The sequence below is a fragment of the Bradyrhizobium sp. Ses1 genome, from assembly GCF_059512365.1.
Genome location: NZ_JCAMOQ010000265.1, coordinates 1 through 250, shown reverse-complemented (window position 1 = coordinate 250; position 250 = coordinate 1). Strand labels below are relative to the sequence as shown.

Below are 250 nucleotides of genomic sequence, written 5' to 3'. Positions count from 1 at the left end.
CGTCGGGCAAATCAGTGATTTAACTCCGCGCGTCTCACGGCGGATGAGGGGCGGTTCGCGATCGTCACGAACGTTGCGGTGAGATGCGGTGGACGTGATGGGTGTGACTGACGAGCACGCGCATCACGGACGGCGAAGTCGTGTGGTCCTGGCGCCCCGACGCTGGCGCTAAGTTTTTTGCGCGAAGAAATCCGCGCGAGAGGCGATGGTGGCAAGAAAGCCCGGTCACCAAGGAGAGCACGAAGGAAAC

The 250-nt window shown here is 61.6% G+C and carries 1 protein-coding gene; it reads right to left on the bottom strand.

Features of this window, described 5'->3' with window-relative positions; all coding sequences use genetic code 11:
- Positions 1-64 precede the first annotated feature (64 nt).
- Positions 65-250: hypothetical protein (locus tag AC5ZG5_RS46615; protein WP_496165621.1), on the bottom strand; the 186-nt coding region annotated here is incomplete at its 5' end.